The sequence below is a fragment of the Bartonella gabonensis genome (assembly GCF_903679515.1).
Taxonomy (GTDB): domain Bacteria; phylum Pseudomonadota; class Alphaproteobacteria; order Rhizobiales; family Rhizobiaceae; genus Bartonella; species Bartonella gabonensis.
In genome coordinates this window covers 24,158-47,929 of sequence record NZ_CAHOYM010000012.1, presented here as the reverse complement: position 1 = coordinate 47,929, position 23,772 = coordinate 24,158, and the positions used below count along the sequence as shown (strand labels likewise).

Sequence of the window (23,772 nt, the reverse complement as noted above, 5' to 3'; positions counted from 1 at the left end):
GTTCATATCAAATTAGAGGTTTAAACGATAACCATTTTGTTCTGTCATGAGAATTTGTGCATTGGAAGGATCATTTTCGATTTTTTGTCGTAAACGATAAATATGAGTTTCTAAAGTATGGGTGATAATGTTTTCATTATACCCCCAAACTTGTTCTAACAATGTTTTACGGCTGACAATTTTATCGTTAGCATAATAGAGGCATTTGAGAATCGCTGCTTCTTTTTCTGTGAGATAGATTTTATTGTTGTATTGATCAAGAAGGAGCTTTTGTCTTAGTTTAAAAGTATAGGGGCCAATATGAAAGGTTGCGTCTTCATTTTGTTCATATTGGCGCAACTGTGCTCGAATTCGCGCTAATAACACCGCAAAGCGAAAGGGCTTTGTCACATAATCATTGGCGCCTGTTTCAAGATCTAAAATGGTATCGCAGTCTGTATCATTATTTGTTATCATAATAATAGGTGCGCGAAATCCTTTGGTGCGTAATTGTTTAACGATTTTGCGACCATCAAGACTAGGAAATTCAAGTCCCAAAATAGCGAGATCAATATTTTTTTCTTGGATTATTTTTATTCCCTCTTCAGATGTTTTTGCTTGGAAAATTTCAAACTCTTGATGCATTTGCAATTGTTCTACCAAAATGGGGCGTAGAACATCATCTTCAATGATTAAAAGAGTATAGTTGTTCATGTTTTTCCTTATAGGCATGCTGATGCACTTATTGGTAAAGCGCAGTTTCATGAAAAATGAGCTTTCATGCAAGAAAAATTAAAAGAGGAAATTTAAAAAAGAAAGTCTTTTAAAACTGAACTTTTATGATTTCTATGGTTGCTTGCCAAAAAGAAGATGTATCTTTCGTGCGTAGAATATTTATACATTGATTGGAAGCGTTGTTTTATACTTTGGGCTGTGTTTTTTCTATTTTGCATACCATCTTTACGCCCATAGAGCAACAAACCGGTACCATAATATACTTGAGCTTCCTTCCAATGTTGCTTACCTTTGGTATTTGAGATTCTTCATAAAAAGCATGTTTTTTATTCACGTTTAGTTTTTTCATTGTATTTGTATGCGAAGGGAGCGGTGTCGTGCTCGTGATGTTGTCCATGATAATTGTTGAGTAAGCCTTTCCTTGAGCTATGCTGAAAAGATGCATTATGAAGAGAATGTTTAGGAAATTTTGGAAGATTGTATTGAGAAAGGGGGCAGAATAAAAAATAACAAGGAAGAGTTTAGCATTGAGAACCCATAAGGAATGTGTTGTGCTTGTTCTTTTGCGCTATGAAGAATTTTCATATGAGTCGATGAATAAAAATTATTATTTTAAGATCAAAGCATTTCCTTTTTAAGGTTGCCCATCAAACATACTTCTTTCCATTCATCTTCTGTCACGGGTTGTATTGATAAGCGGCTGGCATTGACTAGCGCCATCTTTGCTAGTTTGGGATTGGCTTTAATTTGTTTTAATGAAACAGGTGTTGGCATGTCACAAAGTGCACGGATATCCACACATTCCCAGCGTGGATCAGAAGTGGTAGAATCAGGGTGTGCTTCAGCACATATTTCTACAATGCCTACAATTTCTAAACCTTTATTTGAGTGATAAAAAAAACCTTTATCGCCATATTTCATGGCGCGCATATTATTACGGGCTTGATAATTACGGACGCCATCCCATTGTTCGCCATCTGCTCCTTTTTTCTTTTGCATCTCCCATGACCATTTGTGAGGTTCAGATTTAAAAAGCCAATAAGCCATGCGTTCACCTTTTTCATAAACTGTTAGCATTCATCATATCCATTTTTTATAAGCATCTTGATAACATCATCAATGATGATTTTTAAAATGGAGTAAAGAACGGGCAGATCTAGTTTTTGTTTCAAAAATAATTTGGAATATAAGAATATGCCCATTGATAATCAAAGTATAAAAATACTTTGATTTTTGCTTATCTTTTAGCAGAAAAATATATCAGTGCATTGAAAAATAGACATAAAGTTTCTCAGTCATTTGAAATATAGTGATATAAGGCAGTTTTTTTAAAATATGAATTATTTTCATAATATGTGGTGAATATTTAAGTTTGCGTATCAAGCTTTGGGTTAAGTGAATTGTCTGAAATGAGAAGAAGATAGAATCGTTTGCAGGTGGGAAATCGATTCAATAACCATCTGGATTGTGTACAGACCGGATTGAATAAAAATCTTCGTTCTTTAAAAGGTGAGGGAAAGTGATTTGCTTATGCTTTTGTTCCACGGCGTCCCGTCCCAATCAAGGGGGTGGCTTTTTCATCTAATGGCCAGCGTGAATGAGGGGCAAGATCAAGAGAGCTTGTTTCTCCACGCGCGAGCTTTTGTGCGCCGGCAAAAGCAATCATGGCTGCATTATCCGTACACAAGGAAAGAGGAGGCGCTATAAATTCAAAACCATGTTGATGGGCAAGTTCTTGCAATGTAGAGCGAAGTGCTTGGTTTGCGGCAACGCCGCCCGCAACAACTAAAGCAGGAGAATGTTTTTCTTGATCATTAGAGAGAGGATATTGGTGGGTAAAGTGTTGTAGAGCCAAATGAACGCGATCACGCACCGTATCGGTCACGGCGGCTTGAAAACTTGCTGCAATGTCAGCAATATCATTTTCTGTAAGAGGGGCTATGGCTGTTGCTGCTTGTCGAACAGCCGTTTTGAGTCCTGAAAAAGAAAAATCTAACCGTTTTTCACCTTTTAAAGGTCGTGGAAGAGGGAAGCGATTTTTATTCCCTAATAAAGCTGCTTTTTCAAGCACAGGTCCACCAGGATAAGGAAGACCTAGAAGTTTTGCAGTTTTATCAAAGGCTTCTCCTAATGCATCATCAATGGTGGTTCCTAAACGCTGATAGTTGCCTACTCCATGAACAAGGATTGTTTGTGTATGGCCCCCTGAAACTAAAAGTAATAAATAAGGAAATTTGACATTGTGCGTTAATACAGCTGTTAAAGCATGTCCCTCTAAGTGATTTACGGCAATAAATGGTTTTCCAGTGGCAAGAGCCAGTGCTTTTGCGCTCATAACGCCTACCAAGAGCCCCCCTATCAAACCAGGTCCACTTGTGGCTGCAATGCCATCAATATCTTTTAATTTTGTGTTTGCTTCTGTGAGAGCTTGCAGAATTAAATGATCAAGAATTTCAACATGGGCACGAGCGGCAATTTCAGGAACAACACCGCCGTAAGGTGCATGATGATCAATTTGACTCCAAACAATATTGGAAAGAATTCGGCTGTTTGATTCATTGTTGTATTCAATAACAGCCGCTGCCGTTTCATCACAACTTGTTTCTATTCCCAACAGACGCATTTTAAACAAAACCTTATTTTGAAGCTTCTTTCCTGCGTGCGTACCATGAACAGAAAAAGATGCAAAGTATTTCTCTTAAGAATTGATTGTTCTATGAGAGAATGAATTTGGGTCTTTTCTTTGAATTTTATGGCGTTGTATATAAAAAAATGAAGCTGTATTTTTGAGTATAAAATGCAGATGTGTTTTTAAAACTTGTCTATTAAAGTTTATCATTGTAAATATTCTTGAGAAAAATGCGATTTAGAAAATTTCTATAAAGTTATATTCTTTATGAAAAATGTGTAAAGCAAACGAAGATATTTGAGAAAAGCTCGTTTTTAAAACTTTTTTCATTTTATTATTTTATCATTAAAAAAAGTGTGCACAAAAAGTGACAAAGATGGTCGATTCTTCAAAACCAAAAGTTAAATCACATTATGCTGGTACGCGTCGTACAAAGCCAGTCATTGAACATGAAGCTGTTTCGCATGATTCAGAGGAAAAAATACAGAACTCTGTAGAATCTCATGAACGAGAAAAACAGAATATACAAGGTCTGGATAAAAGTACTTCTCGTACAGGTTGGCTTTTGTTGCTCCTTTCAGCGATGTTAGGGGGACTCATTGCTTTGGGAATTTTTATGGCCCTTCAATGGGCGGGTTTGTTTTCTTCTCTTTCTGTGGAAAATTCCGCTGATCGGAAAAAAGTCTTACAGATTGCTGAAGCTGCAAAAAGCTATGGTGAAGAAACAAGAGAACAATTGGAGCGGATGCTTCAAGAGATTGATGCTTTAAAAACAGCACTTTCTTCTTTTTCATCACAACAGTTTCAAACTATGAAAAACGATGAACTCTTGCAAAAGGAAAACAGAAAAGCTTTTGCGATTTTAGAGGAAAAAGTAAAATCTCTTGAAGAGGCTGTACAAACTTGTGTTGGAGAGTCAAAAGGGATAAAAACGGCTTTGTCTTTCGGGCAGAACAATGCAAATGATCTTGCTTCGTTAAAAAAACAGTTTGAAGCACTACGGCAAGAAATTGCTGTTAAAAATAATGAGAAGAAGGAAATAAATACGGCACTTTTTACAGCGATCAGTTCGTTAAAAAATGCTGTAGAGCGGGGTGGATCTTATAGCAATGAATTAAAGCTTTTACAGCAATTATCGCCCTCGACTGATGGACTTGATGTGTTGCAAAAGACAGCTGCTGTAGGTCTTCCAAGTTCAGCACAACTGTCAATTGATTTTGCGCGTGTTGCCGATGCAATTGTTGGTACGCAAAATATTGTTGCATCTGATGCTGGTTTTTTTGACCGAATTTTAGCGTGGATAAAAGGGCTTATTGTTTCGCGACCAATTGGAAATGTTGAAGGGATGACGTTGGGAGCTATTGCGGCGCGTATGGAAGTTGCCATTCAAGCCGGTGATTATGAAAAGGCTTTGAGCGAATGGCAATCATTACCTCAAAGCGCAAAAGATATTTCGATGGATTTTGTTCAGCAGCTTGAAAGACATATTGCTGTTCAAAAGTTGCTGCAGCAATTACTGTTGTCTGTGCAACAAGGATCTTTTAAGGCAACAAAGTAAATAGGCTCCAGATGATACGTGTTTTTATTTATACTTTTGTTGTTTGTATCCTTGGGTTAGCTTTCGGGTGGGTTGCTAATCACAATGGTGTTTTTGTCTTTACATTTTTGAATTTCAGATTTTCTGCTTCATTGCTTACAGTGTTAAGTGTGCTTACTTTGCTTTTTGTAACGCTGGTGCTTTTGTGGTGGTTATTATCTTTCCTTTTTTCCATACCGAGTGCGCTTTCCAATTATTTTTATAAACGTCATCGAAAGCGCGGTTATGAAGCTCTCTCAAAGGGGATTCTTGCAACTTTTGCGGGTGATGGTATGGTTGCGCAAAGAATGGAAGCACAGGTTGCTAAATATCTTGCAGGAAAACAAGAGCCATTGGTAAAACTCTTACAAGCGCAAACCTTGTCTTTACAAAATAACTCTGTTCGGGCTATCGGTCTTTTTGAGGAGATGAGAAAGGAAGATCCGACAAAATTAGTTGGGCTTTACGGTTTGTTTCGTGAGGCGATGAAGCGTAAAGCTTATGAGGCGGCGCAACAATATGCAGAAGAGGCGCTGACTTTATCGCCAGCACTTTTATGGGCACAGCAGGCGGTACTTGATCGGTTAGGTGCTGAGGGTAAATGGGATAGGGCACTTACTGTTTTTGAAAGAGCACAAAAAGCTCGTCCGCGTTCTGTTCGCGCGACTCCAGAGCAACAACATATACAGGTTTTACTGTTAAGTGGGCAAGCTCTTCATCTGTTTGATACACATCCTGTACAAGCGCGTGAAGCCATTTTGAAAGCTCATAAATTAGCGCCTGATTTTGTTCCAATAACAATTATAGCGGCTGATATTCTTTATAAATTAAATGAAACACGTAAAGCGGATAAAATGATTATAGCGGCTTGGCAGAAGGAACCGCATCCCGATTTGGGAACGCTTTATCTTGAAAGAGAAGAAGGAGCCATTGGTCGATTGAAAAGGGCTAAGACACTTGCTTCTTATAATAAAGATGTATTTGAGTCGGCTTTCCTTATTGCAAAAGCTGCTTTGGATGCTGGTGAAACGACCTTAGCAAGAGAGCAGGCACAAAAAGCATTGCAGTATCATCCACGGGAAAGTGTTTATTTATTATTGGCAGATATTGAAGAGGTACAGAGAAACAATCAAGGTGCTGTGCGTCAATGGCTTTCCTTAGCACTTCGTGCTGAACGTGATCCAGTATGGATGTGTGAGGGAGCCATTTTTTCTTCTTGGTCAGCCGTTTCTCCAATCAGTGGACGTTTGGGCTGTTTTGAATGGAAAGCGCCTACCCGTGTATCTTCTCTTACATTAGAGGCGGTCAATGTTGTGCCAAAAAGCCAAGATAAAAAGGACATTGTGGAAAAAAGCGAGGAGGGAGAGGATAAGAAGCTTGAAAAATTAACGCCTATAGATGATTCTTTTTTGCATAATATGCAAGTGGAAAAACAAGATATAACAGAACAAGATGTGGAACCATTCAGCCAAATTCATTTAAATGTTGATGATCCAGGGGTTAAAACAGAAGAAGAAGGAGCGTCTTTATCGAGGAAAAATTTTCGTTTATTTTAAATTGCGTCAATAGGGTAATTTAAGTGTTTTTTCAGAAGAAACAATGAATGTAGAAGAGAAAAATTATCATTAATTTTGTTTCAATAAAATTATTCTCTTATGCTTTAAAAATGAAGTTTTGCTTGGTTGAAGAGGTGATTGGTTAAAATGTTTTTAAATCAGAGATGTCTTGATAAAAAGCAAAAAAATAGCAAACCAAGAATTGCTGTCGTTATTCATCGGCGGTCTACCTGTACTGGTCGTTTGGGAAAAATTTTACAACAAAATGGTTTTGTTCTTGACGTTTATCGTCCTATTTTTGGACAAAAACTCCCTGATACATTAGAGCATTATGCTGGTGTTGTTATTTTAGGGGGACCGATGAGTGTGAATGACAGCGAAGCTTATATTGGTGAGGAAATTGATTGGATTTCGTTATCGCTAAAGGAAAATAAGCCTTTTTTGGGTATTTGTTTGGGAGCACAAATGTTAGCGCGAAATTTAGGGGCGCGCGTTGGTACAAGAAGTGATGGGACTGTTGAAGTGGGCTGGTATCCACTTGAAGTGACTCTACAAGGAAAGGAATTGATGAATTGGCCAGAAATGGTCTACCATTTTCATGATGAAGGTATTTATGATTTACCAAAAGAGGCAAAGCTTTTGGCAACAGGGCATACATATCCTACGCAAGCTTTCCGTTATGGAAACAATGCATGGGGATTGCAATTTCACGCTGAATTTACACGCGCTATGATGCGGCGTTTGTTGGTGCGTTCGGCACATAAATTGACCGAAAAAGGTGCTCAACCTGCCTGTGCACATTTGAAAGGGCGTTTAATCTATGATCAAGCTTTAAGCCAATGGTTTGAAGGCGCATTACGACAGATCTTTTGTACACCGCCCGTACTTGTGTGAATGTGTACTGTTTATTATCATTCTTGATTGTGCTGTAAAAATAGTGCCATTTAAGATTAAAAAGAGAAAATGCATGTAAAACTTTACATATAAGATATTTTTTGTTAAAGGTCCGTCTTAAGAAAATCTTGCTTCTTGAGCTAATGGGATGTCGTATTTTAGGATGGTGAATTATAAGCACCATGAAGTGGTTAGCAGATAAAACCCGATAGATTAAGAAATTGGATTGTTTATAGATTGGCGAATGTTTAAGAATCTTTATCCTTTTTAGGGTGGGGTTAAAATCAAAAGATAAAAAAAGTGTTAAACTTGTCTACATCCTCTCAAGTACCATCAACACAAAAAAATTTTTTCTTTGCGCTATTTATTATGCGGGCTGTTTTTTCTTGCTCTGATCCTCGTTTATAGTGCTTTCTGGTTTTTTTTCACGTAAAATAGAAAACTATGTTTCTGATATATCCGCAAAAGCATCTTCCGGTAATATGGCGGCGGTGTGTGAAAATGTGCGCAAGAATGGTTATCCTTTACGTATCGGTGTTGTTTGTGATAAGTTTCAATTTTCTTGGCCTTTATATGAGGTTTCTTTATCGACGGGGCGTTTAACAGCTGGTGCACCAATTTATGCGCCTCATTTGGTCGAATTTAATGTTGCTTCTCCTGCATCAATTGTTTTTTCTGGGAAGAAACCTATAGTATCCCATTGGCGCAATTTGGTGATTGAAACAGAATCTTATTGGAAAACAGGTCAGACATTGACGTTTATCGCCGAAGGAATTGAGCTTTCTCCTTCTCTTGAGGATCAAAAGCTTCAAGAAGCATTAGGATCACAAACGACAGATAAAAAGACAACAGAACAAAATGTTAAAGATCAGGCATCGTTGCAAGATACTCCTGATGTGGTTGCTCAGCCATTAGAGAAAAAAGATGTCTTTCAAAAAATAATGGCTGAATTTTTGCGTTTTGATCTTAAACGTGAAAAGAATCATTTCTCAGGAAATCTGACTTTTGATGCTTTAAGTATTTCTCCAAGTTTTTCATCTTCTTCTGTTGAAATTCCGAAAATTGATGGCAATTTAAAATGGAGTTTAAATGATGTCTCTCTTCTGTCTGAAAATGAGGGAAAAGATTGGAAACAGCATCTGTATGGGAAAAGTGGTTTTTTAAAGGATGCTAAATTGGCTTTTCATACAGGTGGTGGGGTGAATATCAGTGGACCTTTTTCCTTTGATGATGAAGAATATTTGACAGCAACATTTGAAATTGTCTGTATACAGCACATGAAGGTTCTTAACACTTTGCAACAGTTGTTTACTGAAAAAGCTGATAATTTTCAAGCGTTATTTTTTATTTTGAGTATGCTTCCTAAAAATGCAGATGGCACTCCCCTTCTTCCCTTAACGATTAGCCATGGCTGGGTAAAACTGGGATTTTTAGATCTTGGTCGTCTTGCTCCACTTTAGATTTGAGAGGAAATTGGCAAGAGCATCTATATGGGAGATATTGATTTTAAAAGTTTTACTGTTTTGCATGTTGCGACAGTTCTTTGAGCTATTGAGACGGTTCATAAGGGATAAGTTCTTTTTTGATAAGTGATCCAAATGGTTTTTCTATTCGCAATATACAAGAGGAAGGGTTTTGATTGTTTCAATATTAACAGAATTGAAATGAGAGAAACTTGGGATACTGCAACTCTTCTTTAATATGCAAAATGATAAAGTTATAATTGTAAATCAATGCATTGTATTTTTTGTGATAAAGGATATTTAATCGCAGAATTTGAATTGGTTTTTGGGTTCATTCCATAGAGGTTTTTGACATTCGGTAGCTTTCTATTGCTTGCGTAAACTGAATAATCTTTAAGCGTCATTTTCGGTTTTTTGTCTAAAAATGCGGGAGAGTTCCCCTCCATTCTTCCCTTGTTGAGTGTAGTTTGCCAGCAGATTTTGTATATTTTTACTTAAGTTTTCTACCAATTCATTTTATTTTTAAATGATTTTTAAGGGGCTCTCCAAGGGTGTTTTTAAAGAGCTTTGAAAGTCCATCACCCTTGTTGTGGCAAAATTTCAATTTTTGCTAGTTTTTACATTTTTTTGATTTTCAGATGTCAAAATCCATTAAAAAAATACGCATTTAATAGTAAAAAATAGTCGAAAAAACAATAAATTATTAGGTATTCTTATCTCATTTCATTTGGTATAAAATCTACTGTCGAACTACATTGATATTCGTCACGGATGGATAGTACAGCGATAAAAGCTTAGCCGTTTTATTCTGCTTTTAAATCTGAAAGTTAGATGTTTTTACGTCGAGAAATCAATCCTATTGCGTTTTGAAATTATTCCAAGAAATTCTGTTGTAATAAGGCGCGGAATTTTTATTTTTGGTGCTCTGTCTAAAAATGCAAACTCCCTTTCTATCTTTGCTGGTTTGCTCTCACGAGATAGAATGGGAGTTTTTAACTAGGGCGTTTTATACTCATCTTAAGTTTAAAAGCCAGTATTTTGCAGTTGGGAAATCAACACTGCTGCAAAAGTAAAACGAGAAATGTTGAGATCATTTTCAATAAGAGCACTAATACGGTTTGTGACACTATGAATATGATCTTCTTCTGTTTTTTTCCAAGTGGTAAAAGGATCCTCTTTTTTTCCGTAACTTTTGAGAATTTTAATGACGATTTGCCGTAAGCTTTCGGAAATATTTTCTTTGGCTTGGCTTAAAGCCATACTGTCATAATAATCTACGACAGGAATGATACGACTTGCTTCGTTAATTCGGTTTATACGAATGATTTGCGCAAGTGTGAAATAGATTCCTGCGGTTTTAATAAGATCGCTGTTGCTTTGTTTTGCAATTAAAGAAATATCACAGATGGTTGGAGCCGCTTCTAAGAGAGCCAATTGTTTTGCTAATGCTTTTGGTGCTCCTTCTTCACTGTAGTGTCGTGCTTTTTCTTCAATCTTTTGCTTAATATCATTATCTTGAGAATGCGTAAGCTCTTTTTCAATAACATTACGGGCTTGTTTTATTGTTTTTACAATTTCCTCTAATGGACGTGAGAGATCCATGTTGTGTAAACCCCAATTGGTTGTTTCAAAGAGCATTGGGGTCATTGCTGCGTAGAGTTTGTTTTGGACAAGACCGGGTATTTTATTATCAAGCTTATCAATTTGATCAGACAGTTGAGGAATTTCAAAACCATCACGGATGGCAATAAAAACGCGAATAATATTTTCAGTCTTTTGTTCTGTTGAATCATGAAGTTGTTTAACAAAAGTGGGACCTCCACGATTGATAATATCGTTGGCAATCAGCGTTGCAATAATATTACGACGCAATTGATGGTTAATGACTTCCTTCTCAAAATTTTCTTGAATTTGGGTTGGAAAATAATTCAACAAGGCTGCATTGAAATAGTGATCATCAACAATGGAGCTATGAGCAATTTCTTCTTTGAGCGTTAATTTAGCATAGGCAAAAATAACGGCGAGTTCTGGACGGATAAGACCTTTGCCTTGGGTTATTCTTTGCTGTAAAACTTGCTCATCAGGGAGTACTTCAACTCTGCGATCTAGAAGCTTTTTTTGTTCCAAATCGTGCATAAAGCGTATTTGATAGGCTAAATCAGCAGTGCTTTGGCTTTCTGCTAAAGAAAGAGCAAGAGGTTGTAGATAATTGTTGCGCAAGACGAGTTGTTCAACTTGAGGGGTCATTTTTTTCAAGAGTTTATTGCGTTCTTCGCGGGTGAGTGTTTTAGCACGAAGTGCTGATGCAAGAACAATTTTGAGATTAACCTCAATATCAGAACAATTCACACCGGCAGAATTGTCAATGGCATCCGTATTACAGCGACCACCATTTGAGACATATTCAATCCGTCCACGTTGCGTAACACCAAGATTAGCTCCTTCGCCAATAATTTTTGCACGCACTTGTTCTCCGGTAATGCGTATTGCATCATTTGCACGATCACCTACTTGGGCATCACTTTCTGTTGTAGCGCGGATATAAGTACCAATGCCACCGAACCATAAAAGATCAACAGGGGCTTTGAGAAGAGCAGAGATAATTTCAAAGGGGGTTCCTGTTTGTTTTTCAAAACCAATGGCCCCTGCTGCTTCAGGCGAGAGAGTAATGGTTTTCTCTTTTCGTGAGAAAATACCACCGCCCTTTGATAATTTGCTTTGGTCGTAATCCTGCCAGCTTGAGCGGGGTAGTTTGAAAAGACGCGTACGCTCTGCATAGCTTTCCTCTATGTTTGGATCTGGATCAATAAAGATATCGCGGTGATCAAAAGCGGCGATCAATTTTGTTTGTTTGGAAAGGAGCATTCCATTGCCAAAAACATCACCAGACATGTCGCCAACACCGACACAGGTGAAGGGCATTGTTTGAATATCATGATTAAATGATTCTCGAAAATGTCTTTTGACGGCTTCCCATGCGCCTTTCGCTGTAATCCCAATTTCTTTGTGGTCATAGCCTGCTGAGCCGCCAGAGGCAAAAGCATCATCAAGCCAAAAGTGGTTTGCTTGGCTGATGGCGTTGGCTGTATCAGAAAAGGTTGCTGTCCCTTTGTCTGCTGCGACAACAAAATAGGGGTCAGGATCATCATGAAAGATGACGTCGTGGGGCGCACTTATTTTGCCGTTAACCAGATTGTCTGTGATAGAGAGCAAAGCCGTGATAAAGTCCGTATAAGCTTGCCGTGCTGCTTCTATGATAATCGCACGGTCACTTGTTTGAGGAAGGCGATGGGGATAGAATCCACCTTTTGCACCTGCAGGAACGATAACCGCATTTTTAACTTGTTGGGCTTTGACTAAGCTCAGCACTTCGGTGCGATAATCGAGTGCGCGGTCAGACCAACGAATTCCACCACGAGCGATAGGTCCAAAACGCAAATGGACCCCTTCAACTTCTGGTCCATAAACAAAAATTTCTCGATAAGGGCGTGGTTCAGGCAAACCTTCAATTTGGCGCGGATTTAATTTGGTGGCTAAAATACGCTGCGGACTGCCATCGCTAAGAGGTGTAAAGGCATTTGTTCGTAAACTCGCATCAATAAGATTACAATAACGGCGTAAGATGAGATCATCATCTAAACCAGATACTTTCTGTAATTTTTCTTCAATGCGCTTTTGAATGACCTGTTGATTTTTTGCTCGCTCTTTTTCTGTATGGCTTTGATGAAATTTTAAATGAAATAAAGCATAAAGCTCTTTGGTAATGTCAGGATAAGCATTTAAAGTTTGAGCGACGCGATCTTGCGAATAGGGAATTCCAGCTTGTTGGAGATAGCGCCCATAATGGCGCAAAATAACAATTTCATGCCAATCAAGCTCAGCTGTTTGGGTGAGAGCATTAAAGGCGTCATTATCAGCATTTTGTGCCCAAATGGCTTCAAAGGTTTCGGCAAGCTTTTGACCGTCTTTTTCAAAATCGAGACAGAGTTGGAAAGTGCTTTCTAGTTGCATATCATGAAGATATACAGATTGTCCGTTGCCATCTGGTAATTCAAGGGTTTGTTCAGCAATAACGCGAAACCCCATATTTTCAAGCAATGGAACACGTTTGGAAAGAGCAAGCGCTTCATGGCGGTGAAAGAGCCGAAGAGAAATGTTTTGTTTTTCTTTGTTTGGTGCGTGATAAAAGGTTACGAAAAGGGGCTTATCATCATGAAGACTTAGAATATGTCCGGCATCTTTAATGGCATCTTCTGTTGAGAATAAATCACGATAGCTGTTGGGAAATTCACTGGCTAGACGGGTTTGTTGTTCTGTTGTTTTGTGGGTAAGAGCGATGTCTTGAACACTATCTTTCCAACTTCGTGCGATTGAACGGACATGTTGTTCAAGCGTGGCGCGCTCGTGAAGTGGAACAGTTTCGTTTTCTTTGCGATGGATAATATAATAGACACGGATAAGAGTGCTTTCCAAAAATAGCGGATAGGATTCAAAAAAGTCGCCTTTATAAAGCTCAACAAAATGTTCGCCAACTTTTTCGCGGAGGCTGCTGCTGTATTGGTCACGGGGTACATAGACAAGAATAGAAACAAAGCGTCCAAAAGAATCTGTGTGGACAAGCACCCGCAAACGTGGGCGTTCGTCTAATTGCAGGATAAGTTTGGCATTTTCTGTTAGTGTATCAACATCAACACGAAACATTTCATCTCTTGGATAGGTCTCTAAAACTCGGATGAGTGCTTTTCCTGAATAATCAGCGTGATTATGTCCAAGACGTTGAATGATGGTTTGGGCTTTTTCTTTTAAGAAAGGAATTTGCAAAATAGAGCGCGTATAAGCTGAAGAGGTAAAAAGCCCTACAATGCGTAATTCTCCACAGAGCTGGCCTTCTTTATCAAAGATTTTAAGACCAATGTAATCGAGCCAAACAGAACGGTGAATTTTGGAGCGGCTGTTCGCTTTCGTCACAATAAGCAGGTTATCACTTTCCATAAAGGATAAGACTTCCTGGGGCGGTTCTTTCATACTTTCATCGTCAACAATATGAATAGAAGCATCCGCGAGTATACCAAGTTCAATGTTACTTGTTGTAAAGGATTTTATAGGTTTTTGATCTTTGATGAAGTTGTAAGTGCGCATGCCAAGAAAGATGAAATTATCGTCTTTGAGCCAACGAAGAAATTCAATAGCCTTTTCGCCTTCTTTTTTGTAATGTGAGGGAAGGCCTGTTTGATAGGCATGAATATGCTTTTCAACTTTTTCAAGCATAGGCTTCCAGTCTTGTACAGCAGCATTAACTTGCTCAAGAACTAAGGTGAGTTCATTTTCAAGTTTTTCTATCTGTTGTTTGTTTAATGACTCGATGTGAATTTGCATCAGACTGATGCGTTTTCCAGAAGCACAATCAAGAATAGGGTGTGCAATCAAATAAATATGGTTTTTGTGTTGATTGACGAGATTTAAAATAGAATCGAGAAGAAAGGGTTTGTTATCATTGACAAGAGTGATAACAGTTATAGGTCTGTTATTGCGGGTTAAATTTTGTTCAAAGCAGATGGTATTTTTTCCTGCCTTATGGAGATTAAAAGCTTTTACTGCGATGGCTGCAGCTTTTTGAAGTTCTTTATTTTCGTAATAAGCAACATCTTCTTTATCGGTTTGAGCAAAAAGGATTTTTTCTATTTTATCTGGTGTGTTTTTTGTTTCTATTGTTTTTTGTTGTAACACATTCATTCTCCCTTTTTGCTCTTAGAGGTTTTTTCTTGTCTTCACATTAAAAGAAGACCATTATATTTTTTTACTACTGTAACACTTTCTTCCTCAAGAAAATAGTTCTTTATTTGAAAAGAATAACTTCGTTTTTTCTATTTTTTATTAAAAATTTGCGCTTTAAAGAAATATTTTTCCTCAACAAAAGGGACTCTTTAGTATTTTTATATGTTAATATTTTGTTTTTCTAAATATACGAAATGAAAGTAAAGAGAGAAATAAATAGAAGAAGTAAAAAGAGAATGGCCCGTTTACCAGAAAGACTTTTAAGTGGTTACCAAAACTTTATAAATAATCATTTTTCATATAAAATAGCAGATTATCAGCAATTGGCGATTGAGGGGCAGAAACCTGACGTTTTGGTTATTGCTTGTTGTGATTCGCGTGCTGTCCCAGAAATGATTTTTGATGCTAAACCAGGGGAAATTTTTACCCTGCGCAACGTGGCAAATGTGGTTCCTCCTTTTTCTCCTGATAATCAATATCATGCAACATCAGCAGCTCTTGAATATGCCGTGCAATTGCTTGAGGTGAAACATATTGTTGTGTTTGGGCATGCCCATTGTGGTGGCGTTCGTACGGCGCTTAAGGAGACATGTAAATCTTTATCGTCAAATGATTTTATTGGCCAATGGATTAGTCTTTTAGCGCCAGCCACAGAAATCGTTTTGAATAATAAATCGCTGTCTTGGCCAGAAAAACAAACAGCTTTAGAACAGCTTTCTATTCGCCATTCGTTGAGAAATTTAGAGACGTTTCCATGGATAAAGTTCCGCAAAGATCAAGGTATTTTAACATTACACGGGGTTTGGTTTGATATTTCTAGCGGAAAATTATGGAGTATGGAACAGAAAACAGGGTGTTTTATGTGTGTTGAAGTTGAAAGTTTTGAAGTGTAGTATTTGCTGTTTTTATTTCTTCGTATAAAAAGACATTTTATGATAAAACTTGACAAAGGTGGGGTTTTATTGTTTGAAGGAGCAAGCTTTCAGTGACAAAATTAACTTGGAGCCACCGACTGAGACCCCAGTTTAAGGGTATGAAGAGATCTCAGAGGTCAACATTCGATGGCGCGATGCGTTCTCGGGTGCTCTTTTGGTTTGTTTGTTGTGCAACTTTGTTATGCAATGATGAGGTAAATAATGTTTGAATCCTTGCAAGAGCGATTTGGTTCTATCCTGTCTCATTTGACGGGGCGTGGCGCTTTATCGGATCATGATGTTGCAGAGGCGCTACGTGAAATTCGGCGCGCTTTGTTGGAGGCTGATGTTGCTCTTGATGTTGTCCGTTCTTTTACCGATAGGGTTCGGGAAAAAGCCGTTGGGGCTGAGATTGTTAAATCAATTAAACCAGGCCAAATGGTGGTTAAAATTGTTCATGGCGAATTGGTCCGTATCCTTGGAAGTGAAAGCGTTCTGAGTGATTTGAATGCGCCTGCGCCAGTTGTTATCATGATGATTGGTTTGCAAGGTTCGGGAAAAACAACCACAACAGCAAAGCTTGCAAAACGTTTCACTGATAAGCATAATAAAAAAGTTCTCATGGCGTCATTAGATACACGGCGTCCTGCTGCGCAGGAGCAATTGCGCCAGTTAGGAGAACAAGCAAAACTTGCGAGTTTGCCTATTATTGCGGGACAATTGTCCGTTGATATTGCATCACGTGCTGTACAAGCTGCTAAATTGGGTGGTTATGATGTGGTTCTTCTTGATACTGCAGGACGTAATCATATTGATGAAGCTTTGATGCTTGAATTGGCTGAAATTAAAGCATGTTCTCTTCCTCATGAGATTATGTTGGTGGCTGATAGTTTGATGGGGCAAGATGCCGTTCATCTTGCTCGTTTTTTTGATGAGCGTGTAGGGATTACAGGGATTATTTTAACACGGATGGATAGTGATGGGCGTGGGGGGGCTGCTCTTTCTATGCGTGCTGTGACAGGCAAGCCGATTAAAGCAATTGGAACTGGTGAAAAAATAGAGGCTTTGGAAGAGTTTCATCCCAGTCGTATTGCTGATCGTATTCTCGGAATGGGCGATATTGTTTCTTTGGTTGAAAAAGCTGCTGAAACAATGGATCATGAGAAAGCTGCTGCTTTTGCAAAAAAAATGCAAGCCGGAAAATTTGATTTGAATGATCTTGCAGAACAGTTGCAAAAAATGAAAAAACTGGGTGGTATGGGCGGTATTATGGGCATGTTACCAGGATTGGGCAAAGTCAAAGAGCAGATCGCAGCTGCGGGGCTGGATGATCGTTTGTTTAATCGTCAATTAGCTATTATTTCATCCATGACACCGCAAGAGCGTGCTCACCCAGAGCTTTTAAAACATAGCCGCAAACAACGAATTGCTAAAGGGTCTGGGACAACGGCGGCTGATATTAATAAACTTTTGAAGATGTATCGCCAAATGGCTGATATGATGAAAGCCATGGGTGGTAAAGGCAAAAGTGGTTTGATGGGGAAAATGTTAGGAGGACTTGGTTCCAAAATGGGTTTTGGAGGGATGGGAGGTGCAGATTCTCCAGCTATGCCTGATTTATCAGGATTGGATCTAAAACAACTCTCAACGCTTCAAAAGCAGATTGAAAGTGGACATGGAGGGAAGATCTTGCCCGGACTTCCCGGACGTGATCCTACATTTCCTGGTCTTTCCAATGGCATTGCCGATAGGGGAAAACTTCCTCAGCATCTTAAGAAAAAATAAGATGCAAAGAGAGAAAGGAATATGATGCAGGAAACAGTATTAAACGAATTGGCACATTTACGAGCATCTATTGATAATTTTGATGCAACTTTGATTCATATTTTAGCAGAGCGTTTTCGTTGTACGAAAGCTGTTGGACGCTTAAAAGCGCGTTATGATTTGCCTAAAGTAGATCCTCTGCGTGAGCAAAATCAGATCGCGCGTTTGCGGCAATTGGCTATGGAAAGTCATCTTGATCCTGATTTTGCTGAAAGATTTTTAAAGTTTATTATTAAAGAAGTTGTGCATCATCATGAAGTTATTGCTGAAAAGCAAAAAGATAAAAAAGTCAATTTAAACGAAAGCCAGAGCTGACAATAGGAGATAAAATATGGCATTGAAAATTCGTTTGTCCCGTGGAGGTTCAAAGAAACGTCCTTATTATCATATCGTCGTTGCGGATGTTCGTAGTCCGCGCGATGGGCGATTTCTTGAACGTGTTGGTGCATGGGATCCAATGTTGCCTAAAGATGGACCGAGGGTGAAACTTAATGAAGAACGTATACAATATTGGCTTAGGCAAGGGGCTCAACCGACAGAGCGCGTTTTACGGTTTTTAGATGCGGCTGGCTTAAAAAAGCGTCCAACCCGCAATAATCCATATAAAGGTGAACCGGGCAAAAAAGCACAAGAACGTATAGCAGCAGCAAAGCAAGTGGCAGAGGAAGCAGCAGCTGCGGCTGAAGCAGAATCTGCTTCAGCTTAAAGCTTAAGAAGTATGATTGCTTAATCAGCACCTCTTTAAAAACTTTTAGAAGAGTAAATATTATCCGTTTTTGCCAATCAAAAACGGATCTTCTTTAAAAGAGTGTTTATTTAAAACGGTGCGGATTTTTTAAAAGTTCAATTTTAGAAATCGATGGCGCGGCCTTTAATTTCCCAGTCTCCATAGCGAGAAGGATCTTTGCCGCCGCGTCCACCATTTTCTAATGGTTGTTCTTTTGTTGTTTCGTCTTTTCGCCGTTCTTCAGCTTCTTTAAGGGCGCGTTGTGCTGCGGGAGGAAGAGATTGCTGTTTAACGACAGTTGAATTTTTTGGGCTTATTTTTTCATCTTTTTTATGCATTTTATACCTATTCCATTGAAGAAGCAGAAAGAAAACCCCATCATATAGTATTGGTAGACTTTTATCATGGAGTTTTTTGAGTAATGAACATAATGCGTACAGCCATGCTTTTGGCTTTTTTAACGGCTCTCTTTATGGGGGTTGGTTATCTTGTTGGAGGGGGCAGTGGCATGGTCATTGCTCTTTTGATGGCAAGTGGTTTAAACTTTTTTTCTTATTGGAATTCAGATAAAATCGTTTTACGCATGTACGGGGCGCGTGAAGTTGATCAGCATTCAGCACCCGTTTATTATAAGATTGTAAGCGATTTAGCTAAAAATGCTTCTCTTCCGCAACCAAAAGTTTATGTGATTGAGAGTGTGCAGCCAAATGCTTTTGCGACGGGACGTAATCCGCAAAATGCTGCTGTTGCTGCAAGTCGCGGTTTGTTAGAGCGGTTAAGTGCAGAGGAAATTGCTGGCGTTATGGCGCATGAGCTCGCACATATCGAACATCGTGATACTTTAACCATGACTCTAACAGCAACGATTGCAGGGGCAATTTCAATGCTTGGTAATTTTGCTTTTTTTATGGGGGGACAGCGTAGCTCTTCAGAAGATTCTCATGGTGCTGGGGCAATAGGAGGATTTACTGCACTGCTCGTGGCCCCTTTTGCTGCAATGCTCGTGCAAATGGCCATTAGCCGTACGCGTGAATATGCTGCGGATCGGAGGGGAGCTGAGATATGTGGTAATCCTTTATGGTTGGCTTCGGCATTGCGTAAAATTGCTGATGGAGGGCATGGGGTTTACAATGAAGAAGCAGAGCATAATCCTGCAACAGCGCATCTATTTATTATCAATCCTTTGAGCGGTGAGGGAGCGGATAGTCTTTTTTCGACACATCCAGCAACAGCAAATCGTATTGCTGCTCTTTATCGGCAAGCAGAAGAGATGAAAGGGACTCTTGCCGAAAGTGGGGGTTGGAATAGAGAAGGCAGTATAAATAAAAAAAGTAATGAAATGAATTATGAAGATTTTCGCAGTGATCAGGCTCATGCATCAGGTGAGAAAGAAGACAATACTTTTCAACGGGTCACAAAACGTCCTTCTTGGCTTCGTTATGAGAATTCAAAAAGACCTCGTTCATAAAGTTTTTAAGGAGATTTCAGGGGGATCTCTTGAGGAAGTAGTGATATAAAGGTGTTATTTTGAAACACAAAAAAGCGGGGCATGTGTCTGAAAAAGATGTTCCAGGATTGGCTGTTCGGCAGGTGTGTGTGCGTCTTTTAGGGGCGGTCATTGATAAGTATACGCCTCTTTCTGGTTTGACAGATAATGAACACGGACATCCACAATATTTACAGCTTTCACAACGAGATCGTTTGTTGTGTCGGGCTATTTTAACAACGTCATTGCGTCATCGAGGGCAGATTGCGGCGGCTCTCTCACGCTTTTTAGCACGCCCTTTGCCTGCACAAGCACTTTCACTTCAGTATCTTCTGCATATCAGTGTAGCGCAAATTCTTTATCTTGATATTCCGGATCATGCGGCTATTGATTTAGCTGTGCGTGTGGCAAAATTTGATCCTCGTATGCGCCGTTTTTCAGGGGTGGTGAATGCTCTTTTGCGCAATATTGCGCGGGAAGTGGTGCCTTTACGCCAACAGGTTCCGACCATTGAAGGTGTTCCAGTGTGGTTTGGACAGCTTTTAGTATCAGCTTATGGAATAGAAAAAGCGCATCAAATTATAGAAATTCAAAGTGTGGAGCCTCCGCTCGATTTGACAGTAAAGTCTGATAGTGTTGAATGGGCTGAAAGACTTGGTGGTGTGGTGTTGCCCAATGGTTCTGTACGAGTGAATCGTTTGGCGTGTTCTGTTTCTGATTTACCAGGCTATCGTGAGGGCGCGTGGTGGGTTCAAGATTTTGCCGCAGCGTTGCCTGCTTGTTTACTAGGAGAACTTCGGGGAAAAAATGTTGCTGACCTTTGTGCGAGCCCTGGAGGAAAAACAGCGCAATTGGCTTTGCAGGGGGCAGAAGTGACAGCTATTGAGCTTTCTGCTAACCGTATCAAGCGTTTAAAAGAAAATATGGGACGGCTCCATTTTTCCGTTCACATTTGGCAAGGGGATGTGAGAAATTTTCATCCCAAACAGCTTTTTGATGCGGTTCTTCTTGATGCTCCTTGTTCTTCTACGGGAACTATCCGTCGTCATCCAGATATTTTATGGACGAAATCGAGGGATGATGTCATTAAGTTAGCGGCGTTGCAATATGATTTGTTGGTCGCAGCAATTGCCTTGGTAAAGGAGGGAGGACGGATTGTTTTTTCCAATTGTTCATTGGCTAGAGAAGAAGGTGAAGATCTTATTGAAAAAATTTTATCGACACACAATGATATTGTTTTAGACCCTATTTATCCAGAAGAAATGGGGGGGCTCACACATTTGCTTTGTGAAGGGATGTTGCGCACGACACCGGCGGATTTTTGTCATAAAAATTTTGATGCTGAGAAAACTGAATTTTTAGGAATGGATGGTTTTTTTGCTGCGCGCTTACGAAAAATTGCTTAATTAACGCTTCATTTACAAAAATGGTCGAAATTGTATCTGATTCAGCATAGATGGAGATGAAATTTTGGCGGTTGCGGTAAAAGCTCCTCAGGTAAAAATAGCAGCCTGTATCGATACGCTACAGCATGTTATGCGGCGTTTATGGGTTGGCCCCTTGTTTCGTTGGCGGTTTTCAGGGTTTCGTCCTCATAAAATTTTAGCGCATCCCATTGATTTACATGTGGCTGATCCGATGATGGCGCATGAATTTTATCATGGTCGTTTTGCTTTTGCTGGTCATATTGTTCATTCTGGTGCTGTTTCACCATTTTCATTGGTTTCGCCAACGTCCGAATGGGAAGCGGCTCTGCATGATTTTCATTGGTTGCGCCATATGGAAGCAGCAGAAAGTGATTTAGCTTCGGCGCATGCGCGTTCTCTTTTAGAAGATTGGCTGGACCATGCTGGTAAAAAGGTAAAAGGGCTTGCTTGGAGTAGTCCTGTTGTGGCGCGGCGTTTGATCTCGTGGATTTGTCACTCAAAAATGTTGTTAGAAGGGGCAAGCGAGCGGTTTGAAAAGCGCTTTTTACGTGCGCTTGGTTTGCAATTTCGTTATTTGCGCGTAACAATTTGCAGTATGGAGCACAATGATCAACGTTTACAAGCAGCAATAGCTTTGACGTTTGCATCTCTTGCTTTGCCTGTTTCTGCGGCCGTGAAAAAAAAGGTACAAACCACGCTTATAGAAGAGCTTTCGCTTCAGATTTTGGTTGATGGTGGGCATATTTCCCGTAGTCCTATCATTTTGCTTAATTTATTATCAGATTTATTATCTTTACGTTATCTTTTTATGCGGAGTAATGAAACTGCACCCCGTATTTTGATTGATTCTGTTGAGCGTATGTTGCCAGCTTTACGATTCTTTATTCACGAGGATCAAACATTGGCGCATTTTAATGGGGTTGGTTCCCTCGTGTCGGAACGGTTATCGACACTTTTGGAGCTTGATGAAACAGGAGGGCATCCTTTTAGTTATGCTCGTTATTCAGGGTTCCAGCGCTTAAAAGCTAATCAAACAACAATTCTTGCCGATACAGGAAAATTTCCACCACGCTCTGTAGCACAGAAAGCTTGTTCAGGATGTTTGTCTTTTGAAATGTCTTCACAAGGACACCGTTTTATTATCAATACCGGTGTTAACCCTGATGGGCGGGAAGACTATCGACATTTAGGGCGTGTTACGGCAGCCCATTCAACAGCTACGCTTAATGATTGCTCGGTAGGAATTTTTTACAAAAAAAAGAAAAATGGCGCTTCTCTTTTATTTGATGGACCCAGGGAAGTTCAAGTGCGCCGTATAGAGGATTCAGAAAAAACAGGTTTTATTGCGAGTCATGATGGTTATGTGCGTCCCTTTAATCTTATTCATGAGCGTGGTCTTATTTTGGCGACAAGTGGAGATATGATCGAAGGCTTTGATCGGTTTTTTATGCCCAATAAAGGCGGAAAGAGACATAAGAGGGCGCAAAGTGAACAAGATCACGTTGCTGTTCGATTTCATCTTCACCCACAAGTTGAGGTCAACTATGATGGTGAGCGTGTGTGTTTAGCGGTAAAGAACGAACACGTAGCGGGCGAGCAAGTATGGTATTTTATATCGCCTGATGCGGATATTTGTCTTGAAGATTCGATTGATTTTGCGGAATTAGCAGGTCCACAACGAACGCAGCAGATCGTTTTATATTTTCGTCCTGCATTTCAGGAAAAGGTTCGCTGGCGTTTTATCCGTGAAGCGTTTGATAAAAAATCAGAATATTGTTCCAGCCTATAGTCTATTGCGTTTTATCTTCGTGTTCTAAAATATCATCGTTTATTGTGATAATATCCTATTTAAGGACTATGTAAATTTTTACATGGAAGTATTTTTGTGAGCGTATGGAATGGATATTTTGCAGGCGAAGTTTGCCTATAGAAAATTTCATGAGGTAATGTTAGAGGGGGGTGCTCTAGCGGAAATGGGATTATTGATAGATCGGCACAGGCTTTAAAAATCTTCATTCTTTAAAGGTGTGTGGCGAGAAAATTAAATGGTTACTTATCTTTAAAAAGTTCTTAAGGATGCTCTTGTGATCAATATTCTTTTTTTTGATTATATTATGGCTGCTTAGAGAATGATACGCCGGAATCATCACACACGTGTGTCTGCTTTCACTGTTGCGAAAGCTTTTGGCGTTTAAGACGGTTCATTATAGGCATTTTTAGTCCCTTTTTGTATAGAAATCATTCCAAGCAGGCTCCCCTTGCTTGTAACGTGCAAGAGATATGGTTTTAGTTGATCCAATATAAACAGATTTGAGATAAAACAATCCTACAGCAGAGTTTCTCATCAAACACGCAAAATCAAAATAATGAACATTCTTGATAAATCAAAATTTGCTCATCATAGAAACATTGAGAATTCAAGAAATAAAATTACACCACGAAACAAAATTACAGAAAGGATTCTCGGAAAAATCCTTTCAGAAAAAAACTCCTGCTTTGTGTTGTTATATTAAAGTGTTGTTATATTAAAGCTGAAGTCATAACAACTAACCCCACAATGCTCGTTTCTTTATAGAAAAGCATTTTCTTGAATATTCTTCAAACAACTTTTAGGAAGATTTATGCGAATAGCGCCGTGCAACTGAATCAATGTCACCTCGACAAATGCCAAGATCATTGAGCTCATATGTCGAAAGACGACTCAACGCATTAACGGTTCGACGATAACGGCGCCAATTACTATAAGAACGTAGAATATTCATATCCTGTACTCAAACTTTGTTACAC

At 39.2% G+C, this 23,772-nt stretch carries 17 protein-coding genes; 11 read left to right on the top strand and 6 right to left on the bottom strand.

The window, feature by feature from the left end; all coding sequences use genetic code 11:
• Positions 1-12 precede the first annotated feature (12 nt).
• From HWX04_RS03925 to tsaD, 3 genes are all read right to left on the bottom strand, one after another.
• Positions 13-693, bottom strand: a complete 681-nt coding sequence (locus tag HWX04_RS03925; RefSeq protein ID WP_175868912.1) for a response regulator transcription factor — start codon at positions 691-693, stop codon at positions 13-15.
• 639 nt (positions 694-1,332) lie between these two features.
• Positions 1,333-1,761 (bottom strand): EVE domain-containing protein, encoded by a 429-nt coding sequence (locus HWX04_RS03920; RefSeq protein ID WP_175868917.1) that lies wholly within the window; start codon positions 1,759-1,761, stop codon positions 1,333-1,335.
• Between the two features lie 481 nt (positions 1,762-2,242).
• On the bottom strand, positions 2,243-3,337 hold the full coding sequence (gene tsaD / locus HWX04_RS03915) for a tRNA (adenosine(37)-N6)-threonylcarbamoyltransferase complex transferase subunit TsaD (RefSeq protein WP_175868911.1): 1,095 nt from the start codon (positions 3,335-3,337) through the stop codon (positions 2,243-2,245).
• Positions 3,338-3,719: 382 nt separating this feature from the next.
• On the opposite strand from tsaD, the gene HWX04_RS03910 reads away from it, so the two are divergent.
• From HWX04_RS03910 to HWX04_RS03895, 4 genes are all read left to right on the top strand, one after another.
• Positions 3,720-4,901, top strand: coding sequence for a COG4223 family protein (locus HWX04_RS03910; RefSeq protein ID WP_175868910.1), 1,182 nt, complete (start codon positions 3,720-3,722; stop codon positions 4,899-4,901).
• Between the two features lie 11 nt (positions 4,902-4,912).
• On the top strand, positions 4,913-6,475 hold the full coding sequence (locus HWX04_RS03905; protein ID WP_175868909.1) for a heme biosynthesis protein HemY: 1,563 nt from the start codon (positions 4,913-4,915) through the stop codon (positions 6,473-6,475).
• Between the two features lie 147 nt (positions 6,476-6,622).
• Positions 6,623-7,369, top strand: a complete 747-nt coding sequence (locus HWX04_RS03900) for a glutamine amidotransferase (protein ID WP_175868908.1) — start codon at positions 6,623-6,625, stop codon at positions 7,367-7,369.
• 482 nt (positions 7,370-7,851) lie between these two features.
• Positions 7,852-8,829, top strand: a complete 978-nt coding sequence (locus HWX04_RS03895) for a DUF2125 domain-containing protein (RefSeq protein ID WP_175868916.1) — start codon at positions 7,852-7,854, stop codon at positions 8,827-8,829.
• A gap of 1,026 nt (positions 8,830-9,855) precedes the next feature.
• Here the strand turns inward: HWX04_RS03895 and HWX04_RS03890 are convergent.
• Positions 9,856-14,559 carry an NAD-glutamate dehydrogenase gene (locus HWX04_RS03890; RefSeq protein WP_175868907.1) on the bottom strand — a complete coding sequence of 1,568 codons (4,704 nt, stop codon included), beginning with the start codon at positions 14,557-14,559 and terminating at the stop codon, positions 9,856-9,858.
• A 284-nt stretch (positions 14,560-14,843) separates the two neighbouring features.
• Between HWX04_RS03890 and HWX04_RS03885 the strand changes: the two genes are divergently transcribed.
• The 4 genes from HWX04_RS03885 (at position 14,844) to rpsP (ending at position 18,051) form a co-directional block, all read left to right on the top strand.
• Entirely contained in the window at positions 14,844-15,500 is a 657-nt protein-coding gene (locus HWX04_RS03885; RefSeq protein ID WP_175868906.1) for a carbonic anhydrase, read from the top strand.
• Positions 15,501-15,743: 243 nt separating this feature from the next.
• Positions 15,744-17,306, top strand: coding sequence for a signal recognition particle protein (ffh, locus tag HWX04_RS03880; RefSeq protein ID WP_175868905.1), 1,563 nt, complete (start codon positions 15,744-15,746; stop codon positions 17,304-17,306).
• 24 nt (positions 17,307-17,330) lie between these two features.
• Positions 17,331-17,660, top strand: a complete 330-nt coding sequence (locus HWX04_RS03875) for a chorismate mutase (RefSeq protein WP_175868915.1) — start codon at positions 17,331-17,333, stop codon at positions 17,658-17,660.
• A 16-nt stretch (positions 17,661-17,676) separates the two neighbouring features.
• Positions 17,677-18,051 carry a 30S ribosomal protein S16 gene (gene rpsP / locus HWX04_RS03870; RefSeq protein WP_175868904.1) on the top strand — a complete coding sequence of 125 codons (375 nt, stop codon included), beginning with the start codon at positions 17,677-17,679 and terminating at the stop codon, positions 18,049-18,051.
• A gap of 143 nt (positions 18,052-18,194) precedes the next feature.
• On the opposite strand, the gene HWX04_RS03865 is transcribed toward rpsP, so the two are convergent.
• Entirely contained in the window at positions 18,195-18,410 is a 216-nt protein-coding gene (locus tag HWX04_RS03865) for a DUF1674 domain-containing protein (RefSeq protein WP_175868903.1), read from the bottom strand.
• An 83-nt stretch (positions 18,411-18,493) separates the two neighbouring features.
• On the opposite strand from HWX04_RS03865, the gene htpX reads away from it, so the two are divergent.
• The 3 genes from htpX to HWX04_RS03850 all read left to right on the top strand — a co-directional run bounded on the left by htpX (position 18,494) and on the right by HWX04_RS03850 (position 22,774).
• On the top strand, positions 18,494-19,540 hold the full coding sequence (htpX, locus tag HWX04_RS03860) for a zinc metalloprotease HtpX (RefSeq protein WP_175868902.1): 1,047 nt from the start codon (positions 18,494-18,496) through the stop codon (positions 19,538-19,540).
• Positions 19,541-19,599: 59 nt separating this feature from the next.
• The gene (locus HWX04_RS03855) at positions 19,600-20,964 is read left to right on the top strand and encodes an RsmB/NOP family class I SAM-dependent RNA methyltransferase (RefSeq protein ID WP_175868901.1); all 1,365 of its coding nucleotides are present in this window, start codon (positions 19,600-19,602) and stop codon (positions 20,962-20,964) included.
• 64 nt (positions 20,965-21,028) lie between these two features.
• Entirely contained in the window at positions 21,029-22,774 is a 1,746-nt protein-coding gene (locus HWX04_RS03850) for a heparinase II/III family protein (RefSeq protein ID WP_175868900.1), read from the top strand.
• 820 nt (positions 22,775-23,594) lie between these two features.
• Here the strand turns inward: HWX04_RS03850 and HWX04_RS03845 are convergent.
• On the bottom strand, positions 23,595-23,747 hold the full coding sequence (locus HWX04_RS03845; protein ID WP_175868899.1) for a DUF1127 domain-containing protein: 153 nt from the start codon (positions 23,745-23,747) through the stop codon (positions 23,595-23,597).
• Positions 23,748-23,772: the final 25 nt, after the last annotated feature.

Coding starts and splice junctions, on each gene's coding strand:
- rpsP (WP_175868904.1), top strand. CDS start 17,677: ATGGCATTGAAAATTCGTTTGTCCCGTGGAGGTTCAAAGAAACGTCCT.
- HWX04_RS03845 (WP_175868899.1), bottom strand. CDS start 23,747: ATGAATATTCTACGTTCTTATAGTAATTGGCGCCGTTATCGTCGAACC.
- HWX04_RS03910 (WP_175868910.1), top strand. CDS start 3,720: ATGGTCGATTCTTCAAAACCAAAAGTTAAATCACATTATGCTGGTACG.
- HWX04_RS03865 (WP_175868903.1), bottom strand. CDS start 18,410: ATGCATAAAAAAGATGAAAAAATAAGCCCAAAAAATTCAACTGTCGTT.
- htpX (WP_175868902.1), top strand. CDS start 18,494: ATGAACATAATGCGTACAGCCATGCTTTTGGCTTTTTTAACGGCTCTC.
- HWX04_RS03895 (WP_175868916.1), top strand. CDS start 7,852: ATGGCGGCGGTGTGTGAAAATGTGCGCAAGAATGGTTATCCTTTACGT.
- HWX04_RS03920 (WP_175868917.1), bottom strand. CDS start 1,761: ATGGCTTATTGGCTTTTTAAATCTGAACCTCACAAATGGTCATGGGAG.
- HWX04_RS03925 (WP_175868912.1), bottom strand. CDS start 693: ATGAACAACTATACTCTTTTAATCATTGAAGATGATGTTCTACGCCCC.
- ffh (WP_175868905.1), top strand. CDS start 15,744: ATGTTTGAATCCTTGCAAGAGCGATTTGGTTCTATCCTGTCTCATTTG.
- HWX04_RS03905 (WP_175868909.1), top strand. CDS start 4,913: ATGATACGTGTTTTTATTTATACTTTTGTTGTTTGTATCCTTGGGTTA.
- HWX04_RS03875 (WP_175868915.1), top strand. CDS start 17,331: ATGCAGGAAACAGTATTAAACGAATTGGCACATTTACGAGCATCTATT.
- HWX04_RS03900 (WP_175868908.1), top strand. CDS start 6,623: ATGTTTTTAAATCAGAGATGTCTTGATAAAAAGCAAAAAAATAGCAAA.
- tsaD (WP_175868911.1), bottom strand. CDS start 3,337: ATGCGTCTGTTGGGAATAGAAACAAGTTGTGATGAAACGGCAGCGGCT.
- HWX04_RS03885 (WP_175868906.1), top strand. CDS start 14,844: ATGGCCCGTTTACCAGAAAGACTTTTAAGTGGTTACCAAAACTTTATA.